We start from the raw sequence: 16,352 nt of genomic DNA on the forward strand, positions 1-16,352 counted from the left end.
CAACGGCAGGGGGAGGGCGACGGTCAGGGCGGTCAACCCCACGGGGGACTCGCCCCCCTCCGGGTGATCGCCTCGCTCGGCACGGCCGGGCGTTTCCCGCCCGTCACCCCACTGCCCCGTGTACGCGCGGGTCCATCGCCGGTCGGGGCCGTTAGGCTGCGGCACTGCCGCGTGGAGGACGTCCGTCCGGTCCGCGTGCGCGCCGAGCCGCCGTCGACGGAAGCGAGTTGAACCTTGAACTTCCTTACCATCGGTCACCGCGGAGTCATGGGTGTCGAGCCCGAGAACACCCTCCGTTCCTTCGTCGCCGCCCAGCAGGCCGGCCTCGACGCCATCGAACTCGATCTGCATCTGAGCAAGGACGGCGCGCTCGTCGTCATGCACGACGCGGAGGTCGACCGCACGACCGACGGAACAGGTCCGATCGCCGACAAGACCCTCGCCGAGCTGCGCTCCCTGGACGCCGGCCGCGGGGAGCGGATCCCGGTCTTCGAGGAGGTCCTGGAGGCCGTGCGGGCGCCGCTGCAGGCCGAGATCAAGGACGTGGCCGCGGCGCGGGCGCTCGCCGAGGTCATGCACCGGCACGACCTGGTGTCCCGGGTCGAGGTCTCCTCGTTCCACGACGAGGCGATCGCCGAGATCGCCCGTCTGGTGCCCGGGGTACGCACCGCACTCGTCGCCAGCCGCTACGGCGCCGACGTCGTCGAGCGCGCCACCGCGGCCGGCGCCGCCACCGTCTGCCTCAACATCCGCCGGCTCACCCTGGAGGTCGTCGAGCAGGCGCGCAAGGCCGACCTGAGGGTCATCGGCTGGGTGGTGAACACCCTGGACCACCTGCGGCTCGTCCGCGCCCTGGAGCTGGACGGGGCGACCACCGACTACCCGGAGATCAAGCGCACCGGCCGCTTCACGGCCTGAGGCACTGTCGGGCTGTGGCCTTTCTTTCGGATCACGCCATGACCCCGGCAAGATCCGAAAGAGAGGGCCTAGCTAGGCCTGCCCGCCGGGCGTGTCCTGGCCGAGATCCTTGACCAGCAGTTCGAACTGGAGGTCGTCGCGCTGCGGGATGCCGAAGCGCTCGTCGCCGTACGGGAAGGGGGTCGTGATTCCCGTACGGCGGTAGCCGCGGCGCTCGTACCAGGCGATCAGGTCCTCGCGTACGGAGATCACGGTCATGTGCATCTCCCGCACGCCCCAGGTGAGGCGGGCCTGCCGCTCCGCCTCCGCGATGATCACCTTTCCGAGGCCCGCGCCCTGGAGCGCCGGGCTGACGGCGAACATGCCGAAGTACGCGTGGGCGCCGCGGTGCTCGAGCTGGCAGCAGGCGACCACGCGGCCGTCCCGTTCGACCGTCAGCAGCCGGCTGTCGGGCGTGTTGATCACCGCGAGCACACCCTCCGGGTCGGTGCGCTGCCCCTGGAGGATGTCCGCCTCGGTGGTCCAGCCGGCCCGGCTGGCGTCCCCGCGGTACGCCGACTCGATCAGCGCCACCAGGGCGTCCACGTCGGCATCGGTGGCATCGCGGAAGGTGAGTCCGCTGACGGCGGTGTCCATGGGGTCCCTTTCGGTTTTCCTGGCGCGCTGGGCGGTGATGAGGGTAACCCTGCCACTAGGGTGCGGATGCATGGTGCACGTACTCAGCAGCCGGATCCTGCTCCGGCCCACGGACCCAGAGCGCTCCCGCGCCTTCTACGGCGAGCAGCTCGGCCTCGCCGTCTACCGCGAGTTCGGCACGGGCGCGGAGCGCGGCACCGTCTACTTCCTCGGCGGGGGCTTCCTGGAGGTGTCGGGACGCTCCGACACCCCGCCGCCCCCGGCCGTGCGGCTGTGGCTCCAGGTCGCGGACGTGACCGCGGCCCACGACGAGCTGCGGGCACAGGGCGTGCCGATCGTGCGTCCGCCGGTGCGGGAGCCGTGGGGACTGGTCGAGATGTGGATCGAGGACCCGGACGGCACGCCCGTCGTGCTGGTCGAGGTGCCGTCCGACCATCCGATGCGGTACCGGCCGGGCATCTGAAGCGCAGCTCACGGCAGGACACGGAGGTGGCTCCCGGCGCGGGGCGAGGGGCGGCTCGCGCCAGGGGACGAAAGTGACTGTCCCCGGGCCCGGACGCGGTCTCGGGGCGGCTCCGGCACGATCCGCGCGGGCTCCGGCACCGGTTCCGGGCACGACTCGCGCGGGCCTCCGGCACCGGTTCCGGGCACGTACGGCTCCCGCTGGCCGCGGTCGGTGACCGGGGCTAGCGTGCTGATGGGAGCGGCCTTTCCGGAGGAGTGCCATGAAGTTCGACAAGCCGGTGATCGGCGGGCCCTGCTGGGCGGAGCTCGGTACCAGCGATCTGGAGGCGGCCAAGCGGTTCTACACGGCGGTGTTCGGCTGGCGCACACAGACCGCCCTGCGCGCGGAGGCGGGCGGCTACACCATGGCGCGCCTCGGGAACTCGCTGGTCGCGGCCATCATCCCGCGGTACCAGGAGTCGCAGCCGGTGGCGTGGAACGTCTCGTTCGCCGTCGCGGACGCCGACGAGGTGGCGAACAAGGTGGTGGACGCCGGCGGGACGGTGATCCAGGGGCCGGTGGACGTGTTCGACGAGGGCCGCTTCGTGGTCGCGCTGGATACGTGCGGTGCCGCCTTCCAGATGTGGCAGGCGCGGGACTTCACCGGTGCCGAGGTGTTCAACGAGCCCGGTTCGCTGGGCTGGGTGGAGCTCGCGACCCGCAATGTGGAGCGGGCGCGGGACTTCTACACGACGGTGTTCGGCTGGAGCGTCAACGCCTCGGAGTGGTACACGCAGTGGGGCCTGCACGGCGGGGACTTCGGCGGCGTACGGGCCCTGGGCGACCGTGTCCCGGCCGACGTGCCGCCGCACTGGCTGCCGTACTTCGCGGTCGAGGACGTGGACGCGACGGCCGAGATCGCGCAGCGGGAGGGCGCCAAGGCAATGCTGGAGCCGACCACCGAGGGGGACGGCCCGCGCATCGCGCTGCTGCGGGACCCGCAGGGCGCTGCCTTCGGCATCTACCAGGCCCGGACGGAGACCGGGGCGGGCCGGGAGGGAACCGGGGCCGGGCAGGACGGAGACTGACGCGGACGCCCCGGCGCGATGGGCCGCGGCACGGCCCGGTACCCACCCGGCGGGCGCGAGGGACGAGCCGTACCGGCTCAGCCCCTCCCCGCGCCCGGACGGCCCTCCAGCCGGCCCAGCAGATCCCCCAGGAGACCGGCGAGCTCGTCGCGCTCTCCGGTCTCCAGCCCGGCCAGGACGGCCCTTTCGTAGGCGAGCTGCTCGGGCAGGACGCCGTCGACGAGTTCCCGTCCGGTTTCGGTGAGGCGGAGGTGGGCGACGCGCCGGTCGCGGGCGTCGCCGCGGCGCTCAACGAGGCCCCGCTCGGTCAGCTGCTTGAGGCGCTTGGTGACGGCGGCCCCCGAGGAGAACGTCTCCCGGGCCAGTTCGCTGGGGGTGAGTTCGTCCCCGGTGCGGCGCAGCGCTCCCAGCAGGTCGAACTCGGGCCGGCTCAGCCCCGCCCGGCGCAACGGCGCGTCCTCGGCCTGCTGGAGCAGGGCGGCGCAGCGGTTGATCCGGCCGATGATCTCCATGGGGGCGGTGTCCAGGTCGGGATGGACGGCCCGCCACTGCCGCACGACGGCGGCCACGGTGTCGCCCCCGCCGACGTTGCCGCCGCCCCGCTCTCCTCCACCCGGCCCCCACGGTCCGGGCCCCACGGTGACGTCCTCGCGCCTGCCCGGCGGCGTCTCCCGGCCCACCGCTCCCCCGTCCGCGGGGGCCGTTCCCGCCCGTCGCCCCCGGGGCGCGCCCGTGCCCGGCGGGTTGTCGTCCGTCGGCCGTCCGTCGGTCCCCGTCATGGCCGTACGTCCTCCGTCGTCATGTCCGTGCCCGCCCGGGTGTGCAGGCCCTGGCGTCGTGCCGTCGCGGCGAGCGTACGGTGTCCTGACTGCTCGGTGAGCACGACCCGCTCGTGCGGCAGGGCGCGCTGCCACCACTCGCCGGAGGCGGCGTCGACGGTGGCGCGCAGTTCCACCAGCGTGGCGACCAGGCGCCGGCGGGCGGCCTCCAGCGCGGCGGGCGCGGGACGCGGTTCGGCCAGCAGTCGGGCGGCCTGTTCGCGCGCCCGGTCGACGGCCGTCAGCGCGTGCTCGACACGGTCGCCGGCCCGCCGGTTGGTGACGGCGACGGCGGCCACGAAGCCGGCCAGGGCTCCGACGAGGGTGTCCAGTGCCCGCTGGGTGATCAGTTCACCGGGCTGCTGGTAGCCCGCGAACTCGGTGATGAGCAGCGCCATCGGGGTCACGCAGACGCTGCCGAGCCAGTAGTTGCGGCCGATGAGGGCCTCGGCGCCGAAGTTGAGGGCCAGGCAGCACAGGACCAGGGCCGCCGCGCCGAGGTGCGCAAGCGGGGCGATCGCGGCGAAGGCGAGGATGCCGACGAGGTTGCCGACGACGCGCTGGACGCCCCGGCTCCAGGTCAGGGTGAGGTTGGCCTGGTAGAGGGAGGCGGCGGTGACGAGGGCCCAGTAGGGGCGGCCGACCCCGAGGGCGAGGGAGACGTACCCCGCGAGCGCGCAGCCGAGGGCGGTGCGGACGGCGATCGGGGCGAGCGGGCCGAGCCGACTCCACCACGGCCGGTGCGGGGCGCCGGCCTCGGCGTCGACGCCGAGCAGCTCGTCGGCACCGGCCCGCGACTCGGCGGCCCGGGGAATGGGGCCGCGGCCGCACAGCTCACGGGCCCAGGTCCGCAGCCGCTCGGGTTCCGTGTCCGCGGGGGCGGCGAGCGCGACCTCGGCGCGTACCAGAAGCCGTCCGAGCGCGTGCCGGGGCGTGGCACGGGCGCCGGTGGACAGCAGCGTCCGCCAGGCGGCCTGGACGGCGGCGGCCGCGGTGGCACGGGCCCGGGCACGGCCCGCACCGGTGCCGCGAGTGGCGGCGTAGGCGGCCGCCGCGTGGAGCGCGTTCGCGGTGGCGCGGCGCTCGGGCCCGTGGGGGCGCAGGAGCCCGGGCGCCATGCCGACCAGCCAGGCCCAGGCGCCCGCCGCGAGGGCCAGCGCCAGATGACCGGGCACCTGGCCGAGGGTCTGCGGGACGAACAGCGAGGCGGAGCCGATGAAGGTGAGGACGACGTTGCCGGGCGGCCCGATGCGGGTCGCGTCGCACATCACCTTCTGCGCGGCGGCCAGGAAGGCGCCGACGGCGACCAGGACGACCGCGTCGTCGGTGAGCGAGGCGGTGAGCAGGCAGAGGGCGAGGCCGCCGACCATCCCGAGCACGACCCAGGCCAGCGCTCGGGCCCGGGCCGCGTAGGGACGGTTGTGGGCGTACAGGGCGCAGAGCGATCCGGCCATCGTGTACATGGCCAGGTCGAGCCGGCCGAGGGCGAGGAGGGTCAGGTTGGGCGGTGCGACCGAGGCGACCACGCTCAGCGCGGGCTTGAACCAGATGTCGGAGGGGCGGCCGAGGCGCAGCACGCCGGTGAGTGGCAGCCTCCGGACGCGCGGGGTCGAGAGGGTGGGGGTCGGACTGCTCATACTCATAAGCTTAACAGGTGTTTTACTGGTAAATCACCTTGCGTGCGGCCGTGACCTGCCGTACTCCCCCGGGTGCCCCCCGTGTACACCCTTGCGCTCGCGTGCGCGCCGCGTGGCCCGGGCATCCCTTGACCGACCGGACGGCCACCGCGCGGCGGACCGGCGGCACCGAACGGGGTGGTGGAGGTGCATGGACCGGCTTCGCCCGGCTGGCTGCTGTTCACGCTGTGCGCGGCGAGCGGGGCGTACTGCCTGCTGCGGACGCGCAGCGCCGTCGAGGAGCAGCGCCGTGCCGCGGGCGGCGAGGCGCTGATGGGCTTCGGCATGGCCGCCATGGCCGTGCCCGCGGCGGTGTTCACACCGCCCGCGTGGACCTGGCCCGCCTACGCGGTGGTGTTCACCGGGGCTGCGCTGCGCGCGCTGTGGGCCGCCCGGACCGGCCCGCACCATCTGCACCACCTGGTCGGCACGCTGGCCATGGTCTACATGGCCGTCGTGATGGCCGCCCCTCCCGGCGCCCACCACCCCGCGCACGGCGGGTCCGGCCTCCCCCTGGTCACCGGGGCGCTGCTGCTGTACTTCACGGGATACGTGCTGGTGTCGGGTGTGCGGCTCGTCCCCGTCGGGCCCGTCGCCCCGGGCGGCGCCGCCGTCGGGTGGGGCGACCGGCCGGAACTGGCGCGGGCGTGCCGGCTGTCGATGGGCATCGCCATGGTGGCGATGCTGCTGACCCTGTGAGACCGCTCCGAGCCGATCGACGAGCCCTGTGAGGTCGCTCCGGGACCGACCGGCGGCCCGTGTGAGACCGTTCCCGGACTGATCGACGGGCCGTGGTCTGTGTCACTTTGCCGCGGGGAGACGTACCCGTGGGCGACGGGGCGCTCATAGGGTGCTCGCATGATGGTCCCCGCGGTGCTGTTGCTGCTCGGCGCGCTGACCGCCGTCGCCGCTCCGCGACTGCTGGCGCGCGCCGACTGGACGGACCGTGAACCGGTGCTCGCGCTGTGGGTGTGGCAGTGCGTGGTGGCCGCCGTCCTCCTGTGCTGCGCGCTGTCGATGACGCTCAGCGCGGCGGCCGCCTGGCAGGCGGTGCGCGGCCACGTGTTCGGCACCGCCCCGCGTGCGGTGGTGGAGGCCTACGCGTTCGGCACGACCGGACCGTGGGCGGCGACGACCGCGGTGGCGCTCGCCTGCGGCGGGCTGTGGAGCGCGGCCATGCTGGTCCGCGAGGTCGTACGGACCCGGGCGCGGCGTCGGCTGCGCAGGGCCGAACTCCTCGTGCGCGCGCCGCGGTTGCCCGGCGAGGAGCCCGGGGGCGAGCGGCTCGTGGTGCTGGAGGGCGAACGGCCCGACGCCTGGTGGCTGCCGGGGACGCCGCCCCGGCTCGTGGTCACCACGGCGGCCCTGCGCCGTCTCAAGGGGCGGCAGCTGGACGCCGTACTGGCGCACGAGCAGGGGCACGCGCAGGCCCGCCACGACTGGCTGCTGCACTGCTCGGCCGCGCTGGCGGGCGGATTTCCGCGGGTCCCGGTGTTCGCCGCGTTCCGCGGCGAGATGCACCGCCTGGTCGAACTCGCCGCCGACGACATGGCCTCGCGCCGCTTCGGCCGGCTGACCACCGCGCTCGCGCTGGTCGAACTCAACGAGGACCGGGGTGTGTTCGGCCCCTGCCCCACCCCGCAGGCCCATGTACCGCAGCGCGTGCGCCGGCTGCTCACTCCGCCGGACCGGCTCACGGCGGCCCGCCGGCTGCGGCTGACCGCGGCGGCGTCGCTGGTGCCGGTGATTCCGGTGCTGGTGGCGCTGGTACCGGGCCTCAGGGCGCTCGGCTGACACCTCGGGGCGCCGGCAGCGGAAGGCCGGCCGGAGAAGCGCGGGACGGGGCCGGGCGGCACGTTTCCCGCTCGGCCCGGCGGCGAGGATCGCATCATGCGGCCCATGCCTGTCGACTCCCCGCCCCGCGCGCCGGGGCGCCGTGCCGCGGCCCGCGGCGCGGCGGCCCTCGGGCTGTGTTCGGCGCTGCTGCTGATCCTGGTCGCGATCCGCTGGCACCCGCTGACGGCCGTGGACGGGAGCGTCGCCCGCACCACCCATCACTGGGCGGTGGAGGAGCGCGGCCTCACGCACGTGTTCCGCGTCCTCACGGACTGGGTGTGGGACCCGCTGACGATGCGCCTGCTGGGCGTGGCGGTCGCGGTGTGGCTGGCGTGGCGCCGCTCGGCGTGGCGGACGGCCCTGTGGCTGGTCGCCGCCGGCGCCCTGGCCTCGCTGGTGCAGCAGGGCCTGAAGACCGTGGTGGGCCGGCCTCGCCCGCGCTGGCCGGACCCGGTCGACTCCGCCCACCACGCGGCCTTCCCGTCCGGTCACGCGATGACCGCGACGGCGGTCTGCGGCCTGCTCCTGTGGCTGCTCCACCGCTTCGGCGCGGGGCGCGCCCCGCGGCGCGCCGCGTGGGCCGTGGCCGCGGTCTCGGTGGTGGGCGTGGGCCTGACCCGGGTCTGGCTGGGGGTCCACTGGCTCTCGGACGTGGTGGGCGGCTGGCTGGTGGGTGCGACCGTGGTGGCCGCGGCGGTGACCGCGTACGACCGCTCATGGCCTGAACCCGCCCGTCACGGCCCGCGCGGCTCCTAGGATCGCCCCATGCTGGCCGTCCTCTTCGACTTCTCCGGGACCCTCTTCCGCGCGGAGTCCACCGAGTCCTGGCTGCGTGCCGTGCTGGACGAGACCGGACTTCCCCTGGAAGAGGGGGAGTTGCTCGGGCTGGCGCGGGCGCTGGACGAGGCCGGGGCGCTGCCGGGCGGGTCCCCACCGACGCGGCTGCCCGAGGAGGCCGCGGACACGTGGGAGATCCGGGACAGCAGCCCGGAGCTCCACCGGGCCGCCTACACCGCGCTCTCGCGTCAGGTGGCGCTGCCCGACCCGGCGTTGCACGACGCGCTGTACGACCGGCACATGACGCCGGACGCGTGGGCCCCGTACCCGGACGCGGCCGAGGTGCTGCGCGCGCTGCGCGGGCGCGGGATCGGGGTGGGCGTGGTCAGCAACATCGGCTGGGACCTGCGCCCGGTGTTCCGGGCGCACGGCCTGGACGCCTACGTCGACGCGTACGTCCTGTCGTACGAGCACGGCGCCCAGAAGCCGGACCCGCGGCTGTTCGAGACCGCGTGCGCGGCGCTCGGCGCGGCGCCTCGGGACGTGCTGATGGTCGGCGACAACCGGCGCGCGGACGGCGGGGCGGCGGCCCTCGGCTGCGCGGTGCACTTCGTGGATCCTCTGCCGGTGACCGAGCGGCCGGACGCGCTGCGGCCGGTGCTCGATCTGGTGGGCGGAGCCGTCTGAGCCGGGCCTGGGGCGACGGGACGGCCGGACGCCGGGCCACCTGGCCACCTGGCCACCTGGCCACCTGGCCACCTGCGGAAAAGTAGCCTCAGGCGACCACCCGGGCGAAAGAACGCCCGCCTCGGACGATCCCCCGCGTCGCCCGAGGCGGGACGGCAGCACGAACGGACCCGCGAGGGGGTTCCGTCCTGCTCCTGTTGAGTATAGTTGGCTGGCAGCCAGTCAACGCAGGAGTTACAGCATGTCCCCGCGCAGCGCCTCGGTCAATGAAGAGTTGCGGCGGCGTTCCCGGGAGCGGCTCCTGCAGGCGGCCGTGGAACTGGTCAACGATCGCGGGTACGACGCGACGACGCTCGGCGACATCGCCGACCGGGCCGGGTCGGCGCGGGGCCTGGTGTCGTACTACTTCCCCGGCAAGCGCCAGCTCGTGCAGTCCGCGGTGCACCGGCTGATGCACCGCACGCTGGAGGAGGCGCTGGAGCGCCGGCCGCACACCGAGGACGGCCGGGAGCGGCTGGCCCGGGCCATCGACGCGATCCTGGGCCTGGCGCGCGACCGGCCGGTGCTGATGCGCCAGCACATGGCGGGGATCCTGCAGGCAGAGGGCTTCGTCCAGTGCCCCGAGCAGCAGCGCCTGTCGCAGTTGCTGCGGGACACCGTGGCCCGGCGGGGCTCGTGCGACGTCGACGCCGACTATCCGATGCTGCGCGCCCTGCTGATGGGGTCGGTGTACGCGGCCCTGGTGCCGGGGGCGCCGATGCCGGTGCCGGCGCTGCGGAAGGAGCTGTTCAAGCGCTACCGGCTCGACTGGAAGATGGGCTTCCCGGAGGAGGCCGAGGCACCCGGCGACACCTGCGCGACCGACATCTCCCGCTTCTTCGCCACGGACGCCGCACACGTCACGGAGGCCACGGACCGGAAGCCGGCCGGCCGGGCCGAGTGAGCCCCCGCCCCCGGATCGGGCGCGCGACACGCGGGCGCCACGGTGCGGGCACTCTCCCGGGGCGGGCCCGTCGGTGCCATGCTGGAGCCATCAGCGATCTCCTCCGATCCACCGGGGTAAGGAGTTCCGCCGTGCTGCGTGTCGCCGTCATCGGCTCGGGGCCGAGCGGGTGCTACACCGTCCAGGGCCTCGTCGAGCAGGACGCCTCCGTGTGCGTCGACGTCCTGGACCGGCTGCCGTGCCCGTACGGGCTGGTCCGCTACGGCGTGGCGCCCGACCACGAGAAGATCAAGTCACTGCAGAACAACCTGCGCACGGTCCTGGAGCACGAGCGGGTCCGGTTCCTCGGCGGGGTCCGCATCGGCGGGCCCGGGGGGCTGCCCGCCGACCGGCTGCGGGAGCTGTACCACGCGGTGGTGTACTGCGTGGGCGCCTCGACCGACCGCCACCTCGGGATCCCGGGCGAGGAGCTGCCGGGCAGCTGGTCGGCGACCGAGTTCGTGTCCTGGTACAGCGCCCACCCCGACGCCGTGGAAGACGGTTTCCTGCAGGGCGTGCGCACCGCGGTCGTGGTCGGTGTGGGCAACGTGGCCGTGGACGTCACCCGCATCCTCGCCCGGGGCCCGGCGGAACTGGCGGGCACCGACATGCCGCAGGCGGCGCTCAGCGCGCTGACCGCGAGCCGGGTGACCGAGATCCACATGGTGGGCCGGCGCGGACCGTCGCAGGCCCGCTTCACCACCAAGGAGCTGCGCGAACTGGGCACACTGCCGGACACCGAGGTCGTCGTCGATCCGGCGGAGCTGGCGCCGGACCCGGCGTACGGGGACCCGTCGGCGCTGCCCGCCGCCCAGCGCCGCAACGTGGAGGTGCTGCGCGGCTGGGCGGCCGCGCCGTCGAGGGAGGCCGCCCGCCGGATCCGGCTGCGCTTCCACCTCCGCCCGGTCCGACTGCTGGCCGTGGACGGCCGCGTGGGCGCGGTGCGGTTCGAGCGGACGGTCCCGGACGGCCGCGGCGGCGTCACGGGGACCGGGCGGTACGAGGACGTCGAGGCACAGCTCGTGCTGCGGTCGGTGGGCTATCGCGGGGTGCCCCTGGAGGGGCTGCCCTTCGACGCGGAGAGCGGCACTGTGCCGCACGCGCGGGGGCGCGTGCTGCGCGACGGGGCGATCGCGCCGGGCGAGTACGTGGCCGGCTGGATCAAGCGCGGCCCGACGGGCGTCATCGGCACCAACCGCCCGTGCGCCAAGGAGACGGTGACCTCGCTGCTCGCCGACGCGCCCGCGCTCGTACGCGGGCAGCTGCCCCCGGATCCCCCGGACCCCCTTCCGGCGCTGCGGGCCGCGGGGGTCGAGCCGGTCGAGTGGGCCGGATGGCAGGCCATCGAGCGGGCCGAGGCGGCGCTCGGCGCCTCGCTGGGGCGCGGTGTGGTCAAGCTGCCGGACTGGGAGTCCCTGCTCACGGCGGCGCGCACGGCGATGTGACCGAACCCGGGGTCCCGTGAGGTCGACCGGCTTCGAATGGGCATGACACAGACCGGCAACACTCCGGAAATCAACAAACTGTTCAAGCGCCTTACGGTCTCGTGCTGTCCGAGCCCTTCCGCCCACCGCCGCTCAGGAGCGTCCATGGTCACGACCACACCCGTGCATCCCGTAGACGAGGTCCCACCCGTACGGCAGCTGGCCGCCTTCGGATTGCAGCACGTGCTCGCGATGTACGCGGGCGCGGTGGCCGTGCCGCTGATCGTGGGCGGCGCCATGAAGCTGTCGCCCGCCGACCTGGCGTATCTGATCACCGCCGACCTCCTGGTGTGCGGCGTGGCCACGCTGATCCAGTGCATAGGCTTCTGGCGCTTCGGCGTCCGGCTGCCGATCATGCAGGGCTGCACCTTCGCGGCCGTGTCGCCGATGGTGCTCATCGGGACCACGGGGAGCGGACTGCCCGCCGTCTACGGGTCGGTGATCGTCGCCGGGCTCGCGATCATGCTGCTGGCGCCGGTGTTCGGCAGGCTGCTGCGGTACTTCCCGCCACTGGTCACCGGCACGGTGATCCTCCCGCCCTTGGGGGGCGGGAGGAGGATGCGTGCAAGACGGCACAGACAAACCCGGGGACGAAGCCGGCCAGTGGCTGCGCGAGCACTTCGCCGACGACACCCACCCGAAGATCGACATCACGTGGACCGTCCGCGAAGAGCCCGACCATGCAGGGTTCGCCCGGCTGTTGGCCGCGCTGTTCACCCCACCCGTTGACGGTCCCACGCCATAAGATGCCCGCCACATGGGTGACCCCGGTCTCGCAGGCAGGCGGGACCGGGGTCTGATTCGCCAGTCGCAATGGGGACTGACATGACTCAGGCTCTCACGAGCAGCATCGGCGTAGTACAGCGGGCCGTCTCCGGGCAGCTGCGAGCGGTCGATTATCTGCGGGTCTCGACCGAAGAGCAGACCAAGGGCTACGGCATCACCTACACCGGCAAGAAGACCGCCGCGCATATCCGCCGCAAGGGCTGGGACCACGTCGGCACATTCAAGGACGAAGGCGAGTCGGGAACGCTGCCCTGGCAGGAGCGCCCGGACGCCAAGCGGCTGATGGCGATGGCCCGCCAGAAGCCCCGCTCCTTCGACCTGGTCACCGTTTACGAAACGCGTGCGCTCGGGCGTGAAGAGCGCGCCTTCTACCGCTGGTACTGGGAGCTGGAAGACCTCGGAATCTTCGTCGCCGTGGTGGATGAGGACATCGACACCACGACCGAAGAGGGCAAGGCCCGGATGCGGGACAAGGCCAACGAGGCGTTCAAGGAACTGATCCGCATCCGCAAGCGCACGCAGGACGGCCTTCAGGAGAAGGCCGAGGACGGCGGATGGGTCGGCGGCCAGCCGGCCTACGGTCTCCAGATCAAGAACCAGGGCAAGAAGGGCGAGTCCCTTTTGGAGGTCAACCCCCTTGAGGCCATCGTCCTGGAGAAGGCCGCGGAGCTAATCGTGGACCAGGGCAAGAGCGCCGACGCAACGGCAGCCGCCCTGAATGCGCTGGGATATCGCACCCGCACCGGATCGCAGTGGACCGGCGGCAACCTGAAGGCGAAGTTCGCCAACACCGCCATGCACGGCGTCGTCATCTTCCGCAACACCGACCCGAAGCTGAACAAGACTCGCGGAAAGCGCGCCACGCGCATGGACCGTGACGGCACTCCGGCCCACGGACCGACCGTCGAAATCCCCTGCCCCACGCCGCTGCCCATCGAGCGCCTGAGGGCCGTCAGAAAGGCGCTGGAGCGCCGGGCGAAGCCCAAGTCGGTCACCGGTCAGATCTACTCCCTGTCGACCCGTCTGACGGGCGCCTGCGGCGCCCACTATGTGGGCCAGTACCTGAAGGAGGAAGGTCGGCGGGCCTACCGCTGTGCCGGGAGCAAAGCGCACGGCTGCGGCGACTCGATCATCCTCGCGGATGAAGTCGAAGAGGCGGTGTGGGAATCGCTCGCCGACTACCTGTCGAACGAGGACACATTGCGTCAGCTGTCCGAGCGGTGGATCGGTGACATTCCCGACCACCGGGAGCAGTTCCGGGCCCGTGTCGAGACGCTGGATGCGGAGATCGAGAAGCTGACGAACGACTCGGCGCAGAAGCTGCTGGCGCTCACCTTGGGTGAGAGCGACATTCCTGAAGCGGTGCTCCAGGCGGCCATGGCGGGGCTGAACAAGCAGATCGGGGACAAGCAGAAGGAGCGGGAGCTGGCCGCGCAGATGCTGGGCGATGCGGAGAGGGCGGCCACGCGGGCCGCCGATATCGCTTCGCTGGTCGAGCTGGCCCGGATGAATCTGAAGCAGATCACCGGTGAGCGGCGGGCCGACATCATCGAGTTCATGGGTATCCGGGCGGTTGTCACGGGGCCGGTGCCGGTGCGCCACGGGGGGCGTGCGTGCTCGATCGAAGCGTGGTTCGCGCGGCAGTCGCAGGGTGTGCTGGATCTGACGGATGAATTGTGGGAGGAAGTCGCCAAGCGGGTTCCTCCGTATCACGTCCGCAAGAACAGTCTGAATCCGCGGGATGTCGTTGAGGCGGTGCTCTACAAGCTGCGCTCAGGGACGGGGTGGGAATCCCTGCCGGAGCGGTTCCCGCCGGGGACGTCGGTGCAGGCCCGGGTGAAGAGCTGGATTTCGTCGGGGGCGTGGGAGCGGATGATGGAGCCGTTGTTCTCGCCGCAGGCGGAGAGGTTCGGGCAGGCGTTGCTGCCGCCGTTGAAGGTGACGGGGGAGCTGGACCCGAACCTGGCGATCCTGGTCGACGGAGGGAACATTCTGGATCTTGATTCGGCGAAGCACACATCACGATGACGGAGACGACCGGCGACCTGATCGCGGTCGGCGAGCTGACCGGACGGAAGGTCCAGCCGCGCGCGCTCGCCGACGGGCTGCGGGCCGACGGCCTGTCCACCGTCCTCGGCGGCGTCTTCAACACCTTCCCCTACACGGCGTACGCGCAGAACGTGGGCCTGGTCGGCATGACCCGGGTGCGCAGCCGCTGGGTGGTCGCGGCCGCCGGCGGCATTCTGGTCCTGCTCGGGCTGGTGCCGAAGCTGGGCGCGGTGGTGGCGGCGGTCCCCGCTCCGGTGCTGGGCGGTGCGGGCCTGATGATGTTCGGGACGGTCGCGGCGAGTGGTGTGCGGACCCTGGGACAGGTCGACTTCAAGGGCAACCACAACCTGACCGTCGTGGCCGTGTCGGTGGCGGTCGGGATACTCCCGGTGGGCGTGCCGACGGTCTACGCGAAGTTCCCGGACTGGTTCCAGACGGTGATGAACAGCGGCATCAGCGCGGGCTGCCTGACGGCGATCGTGCTCAACCTGCTCTTCAACCACCTTCCCGCACAGGGCGGTTCACCCGCCGCCGAGGCGGAGAGCCTGCCGGTCGGCAGCGGCGAGTAGGCAGTCGAGCAGGCCCGGGAAGAGGTCGTCGAGGTCGTCCCGGCGCAGGCCGTTGAGCTTGGCCGTGCCCCGATAGACCTGCCGGATCACTCCGCTCTCGCGCAGCACCCGGAAGTGGTGCGTGGTCGTGGACTTGGTCACCGGCAGGACGAACTGCGAACAGGAGAGCTCGTCGCCGTCGGCGGCGAGCTCCCGCACGATCCGCAGCCGCAGCGGATCGGACAGCGCGTGCAGCACGGCTTCGAGCCGGATCTCCTCGCGGGCGGGGTGCGGAAGGTCCCGGCTGCCGGCACCGGGGGCGGAGAGGGTCACGTCGGCTCCACTTCGTACGAAGCCCTCATTCTACGAGAACCATCGTAGTTTGACATCTGCCGTACTACGAGGACTATCGTACGAGTCGGCCGAGGTTCCGTGAGGACCCGTGAGGCCCATGACGCCCGTGACGAATGGAGTCCGCCGTGAGTGCGCTCTTCGAGCCCTACACCCTGCGCGAAGTGACGATTCCCAACCGGATCTGGATGCCCCCGATGTGCCAGTACTCCGCCGCCCCCGAGGGCCCGTCGGCCGGCGCCCCCGCCGACTGGCACTTCGCCCACTACGCCGCACGTGCGGCCGGCGGCACGGGTCTGATCATCGTCGAGGCCACCGCGGTGTCGCCCGAGGGCCGGATCTCCCCGTACGACCTCGGCATCTGGAACGAAACCCAGGCCGAGGCGTTCCGCAGGATCACCGGCTTTCTGCGGAGCCAGGGCACGGTGCCCGGCATCCAGCTCGCGCACAGCGGCCGCAAGGCGTCGACCGACCGCACGTGGAAGGGCGGCGCGCCGGTGGGGCCCGAGGCGCACGGCTGGCAGCCGGTCGCGCCGAGCCCCGTCGCCTTCGGCGACCGGCACCCGGTGCCCACCGAGCTGACCGTCGAGGAGATCCAGCGGATCGTGGCCCGGTTCGCGGACGCGGCCCGCCGGGCCCTCGCCGCCGGTTTCGAGGTCGCCGAGATCCACGGCGCCCACGGCTATCTGATCAACGAGTTCCTCTCCCCGCACTCCAACCACCGCACCGACGTCTACGGCGGCTCCTACGAGAACCGCGTCCGCTTCGCGCTCGAGGTCGTCGACGCCGTACGGGCGGTGTGGCCGCAGGACAAGCCGCTGTTCTTCCGGATCTCCGCCACGGACTGGCTGGAGGACGGGGGCTGGACGGCCGACGACACGGTGCGCTTCGCCGCCGAGCTGCACGCCCACGGTGTCGACCTGCTGGACGTCTCCACCGGCGGCAACGCCTCCTCGGTGCGCATCCCGACGGGGCCGGGCTACCAGGTGCCGTTCGCGGCGCGGGTGAAGGCCGAGACGCCGATGCCGGTCGCCGCGGTCGGGCTCATCACCGACGCCGAGCAGGCGGAGAAGATCGTCGCCAACGGCGAGGCGGACGCGGTCCTCCTCGGCCGCGAACTGCTCCGCACCCCGACCTGGGCCCAGCACGCCGCCCGCGAACTGGGCGGCTCGGTCCACGTGCCGGAGCAGTACCACCGGTCGGTCTGAGCGGGGCGAGGCGCGAGGCTCGGCCGCGTGGTCGGGGCCGACCGCGCGCCGGCGGGCCGACCGG

The 16,352-nt window shown here is 73.0% G+C and carries 15 protein-coding genes and 2 pseudogenes; 13 read left to right on the forward strand and 4 right to left on the reverse strand.

Annotated elements, in window-relative coordinates:
- Positions 1–234: 234 nt before the first annotated feature.
- Positions 235–918 carry a glycerophosphodiester phosphodiesterase gene (locus tag ACF1A5_RS14900; RefSeq protein ID WP_392193250.1) on the forward strand — a complete coding sequence of 228 codons (684 nt, stop codon included), beginning with the start codon at positions 235–237 and terminating at the stop codon, positions 916–918.
- Between the two features lie 72 nt (positions 919–990).
- Here the strand turns inward: ACF1A5_RS14900 and ACF1A5_RS14905 are convergent, their stop codons facing one another.
- The gene (locus ACF1A5_RS14905; RefSeq protein WP_392193251.1) at positions 991–1,554 is read right to left on the reverse strand and encodes a GNAT family N-acetyltransferase; all 564 of its coding nucleotides are present in this window, start codon (positions 1,552–1,554) and stop codon (positions 991–993) included.
- A gap of 70 nt (positions 1,555–1,624) precedes the next feature.
- Between ACF1A5_RS14905 and ACF1A5_RS14910 the strand changes: the two genes are divergently transcribed.
- Complete coding sequence (locus ACF1A5_RS14910; protein WP_392193252.1) at positions 1,625–2,017, forward strand: VOC family protein; 393 nt, start codon at positions 1,625–1,627, stop codon at positions 2,015–2,017.
- A 262-nt stretch (positions 2,018–2,279) separates the two neighbouring features.
- Positions 2,280–3,086, forward strand: a complete 807-nt coding sequence (locus ACF1A5_RS14915) for a VOC family protein (protein ID WP_392193253.1) — start codon at positions 2,280–2,282, stop codon at positions 3,084–3,086.
- Positions 3,087–3,163: 77 nt separating this feature from the next.
- Here the strand turns inward: ACF1A5_RS14915 and ACF1A5_RS14920 are convergent, their stop codons facing one another.
- Both ACF1A5_RS14920 and ACF1A5_RS14925 read right to left on the reverse strand, forming a co-directional pair.
- Positions 3,164–3,865, reverse strand: a complete 702-nt coding sequence (locus tag ACF1A5_RS14920; RefSeq protein ID WP_392193254.1) for a MarR family winged helix-turn-helix transcriptional regulator — start codon at positions 3,863–3,865, stop codon at positions 3,164–3,166.
- Positions 3,862–5,541: an FUSC family protein gene (locus tag ACF1A5_RS14925; protein ID WP_392193255.1), complete on the reverse strand. Its 1,680-nt coding sequence runs from the start codon at positions 5,539–5,541 to the stop codon at positions 3,862–3,864. Before ACF1A5_RS14925 ends, ACF1A5_RS14920 begins: the two co-directional genes overlap by 4 nt.
- A gap of 186 nt (positions 5,542–5,727) precedes the next feature.
- On the opposite strand from ACF1A5_RS14925, the gene ACF1A5_RS14930 reads away from it, so the two are divergent.
- The 9 genes and pseudogenes from ACF1A5_RS14930 to ACF1A5_RS14970 all read left to right on the forward strand — a co-directional run.
- Positions 5,728–6,279 (forward strand): DUF5134 domain-containing protein, encoded by a 552-nt coding sequence (locus tag ACF1A5_RS14930; RefSeq protein WP_392193256.1) that lies wholly within the window; start codon positions 5,728–5,730, stop codon positions 6,277–6,279.
- 159 nt (positions 6,280–6,438) lie between these two features.
- Positions 6,439–7,374: a M56 family metallopeptidase gene (locus ACF1A5_RS14935; protein WP_392193257.1), complete on the forward strand. Its 936-nt coding sequence runs from the start codon at positions 6,439–6,441 to the stop codon at positions 7,372–7,374.
- A 96-nt stretch (positions 7,375–7,470) separates the two neighbouring features.
- Entirely contained in the window at positions 7,471–8,172 is a 702-nt protein-coding gene (locus ACF1A5_RS14940) for a phosphatase PAP2 family protein (protein WP_392193258.1), read from the forward strand.
- Between the two features lie 9 nt (positions 8,173–8,181).
- Entirely contained in the window at positions 8,182–8,880 is a 699-nt protein-coding gene (locus tag ACF1A5_RS14945) for an HAD family hydrolase (protein WP_392193259.1), read from the forward strand.
- Positions 8,881–9,121: 241 nt separating this feature from the next.
- The gene (locus ACF1A5_RS14950; RefSeq protein ID WP_392193260.1) at positions 9,122–9,823 is read left to right on the forward strand and encodes a TetR/AcrR family transcriptional regulator; all 702 of its coding nucleotides are present in this window, start codon (positions 9,122–9,124) and stop codon (positions 9,821–9,823) included.
- A gap of 131 nt (positions 9,824–9,954) precedes the next feature.
- Positions 9,955–11,307, forward strand: coding sequence for an FAD-dependent oxidoreductase (locus tag ACF1A5_RS14955; RefSeq protein ID WP_392193261.1), 1,353 nt, complete (start codon positions 9,955–9,957; stop codon positions 11,305–11,307).
- A gap of 144 nt (positions 11,308–11,451) precedes the next feature.
- Positions 11,452–11,880 (forward strand): annotated as a pseudogene (locus tag ACF1A5_RS14960) (solute carrier family 23 protein); the annotation flags it as partial.
- A 291-nt stretch (positions 11,881–12,171) separates the two neighbouring features.
- The gene (locus ACF1A5_RS14965) at positions 12,172–14,160 is read left to right on the forward strand and encodes a recombinase family protein (RefSeq protein WP_392193262.1); all 1,989 of its coding nucleotides are present in this window, start codon (positions 12,172–12,174) and stop codon (positions 14,158–14,160) included.
- A pseudogene (locus ACF1A5_RS14970) lies at positions 14,145–14,750 on the forward strand (solute carrier family 23 protein); the annotation flags it as partial. The gene ACF1A5_RS14965 and the pseudogene ACF1A5_RS14970, both read left to right, overlap by 16 nt.
- On the opposite strand, the gene ACF1A5_RS14975 reads toward ACF1A5_RS14970, so the two are convergent.
- Positions 14,703–15,062: an ArsR/SmtB family transcription factor gene (locus ACF1A5_RS14975; protein ID WP_392193263.1), complete on the reverse strand. Its 360-nt coding sequence runs from the start codon at positions 15,060–15,062 to the stop codon at positions 14,703–14,705. The pseudogene ACF1A5_RS14970 and the gene ACF1A5_RS14975 sit on opposite strands and share 48 nt — an antisense overlap.
- Positions 15,063–15,208: 146 nt before the next feature.
- Here ACF1A5_RS14975 and ACF1A5_RS14980 point away from each other — a divergent pair, with 146 nt between their 5' ends.
- Positions 15,209–16,288: an NADH:flavin oxidoreductase/NADH oxidase gene (locus ACF1A5_RS14980; protein ID WP_392193264.1), complete on the forward strand. Its 1,080-nt coding sequence runs from the start codon at positions 15,209–15,211 to the stop codon at positions 16,286–16,288.
- Positions 16,289–16,352 lie beyond the last annotated feature (64 nt).

The sequence above is a fragment of the Streptomyces sp. NPDC014864 genome, assembly GCF_043081525.1.
GTDB lineage: Bacteria > Actinomycetota > Actinomycetes > Streptomycetales > Streptomycetaceae > Streptomyces.

Excerpts from the sequence above, each read along its gene's own strand:
- ACF1A5_RS14905 (WP_392193251.1), bottom strand. The coding sequence starts at position 1,554 with ATGGACACCGCCGTCAGCGGACTCACCTTCCGCGATGCCACCGATGCC.
- ACF1A5_RS14910 (WP_392193252.1), top strand. The coding sequence starts at position 1,625 with ATGGTGCACGTACTCAGCAGCCGGATCCTGCTCCGGCCCACGGACCCA.
- ACF1A5_RS14915 (WP_392193253.1), top strand. The coding sequence starts at position 2,280 with ATGAAGTTCGACAAGCCGGTGATCGGCGGGCCCTGCTGGGCGGAGCTC.
- ACF1A5_RS14920 (WP_392193254.1), bottom strand. The coding sequence starts at position 3,865 with ATGACGGGGACCGACGGACGGCCGACGGACGACAACCCGCCGGGCACG.
- ACF1A5_RS14925 (WP_392193255.1), bottom strand. The coding sequence starts at position 5,541 with ATGAGCAGTCCGACCCCCACCCTCTCGACCCCGCGCGTCCGGAGGCTG.
- ACF1A5_RS14935 (WP_392193257.1), top strand. The coding sequence starts at position 6,439 with ATGATGGTCCCCGCGGTGCTGTTGCTGCTCGGCGCGCTGACCGCCGTC.
- ACF1A5_RS14940 (WP_392193258.1), top strand. The coding sequence starts at position 7,471 with ATGCGGCCCATGCCTGTCGACTCCCCGCCCCGCGCGCCGGGGCGCCGT.
- ACF1A5_RS14945 (WP_392193259.1), top strand. The coding sequence starts at position 8,182 with ATGCTGGCCGTCCTCTTCGACTTCTCCGGGACCCTCTTCCGCGCGGAG.
- ACF1A5_RS14950 (WP_392193260.1), top strand. The coding sequence starts at position 9,122 with ATGTCCCCGCGCAGCGCCTCGGTCAATGAAGAGTTGCGGCGGCGTTCC.
- ACF1A5_RS14965 (WP_392193262.1), top strand. The coding sequence starts at position 12,172 with ATGACTCAGGCTCTCACGAGCAGCATCGGCGTAGTACAGCGGGCCGTC.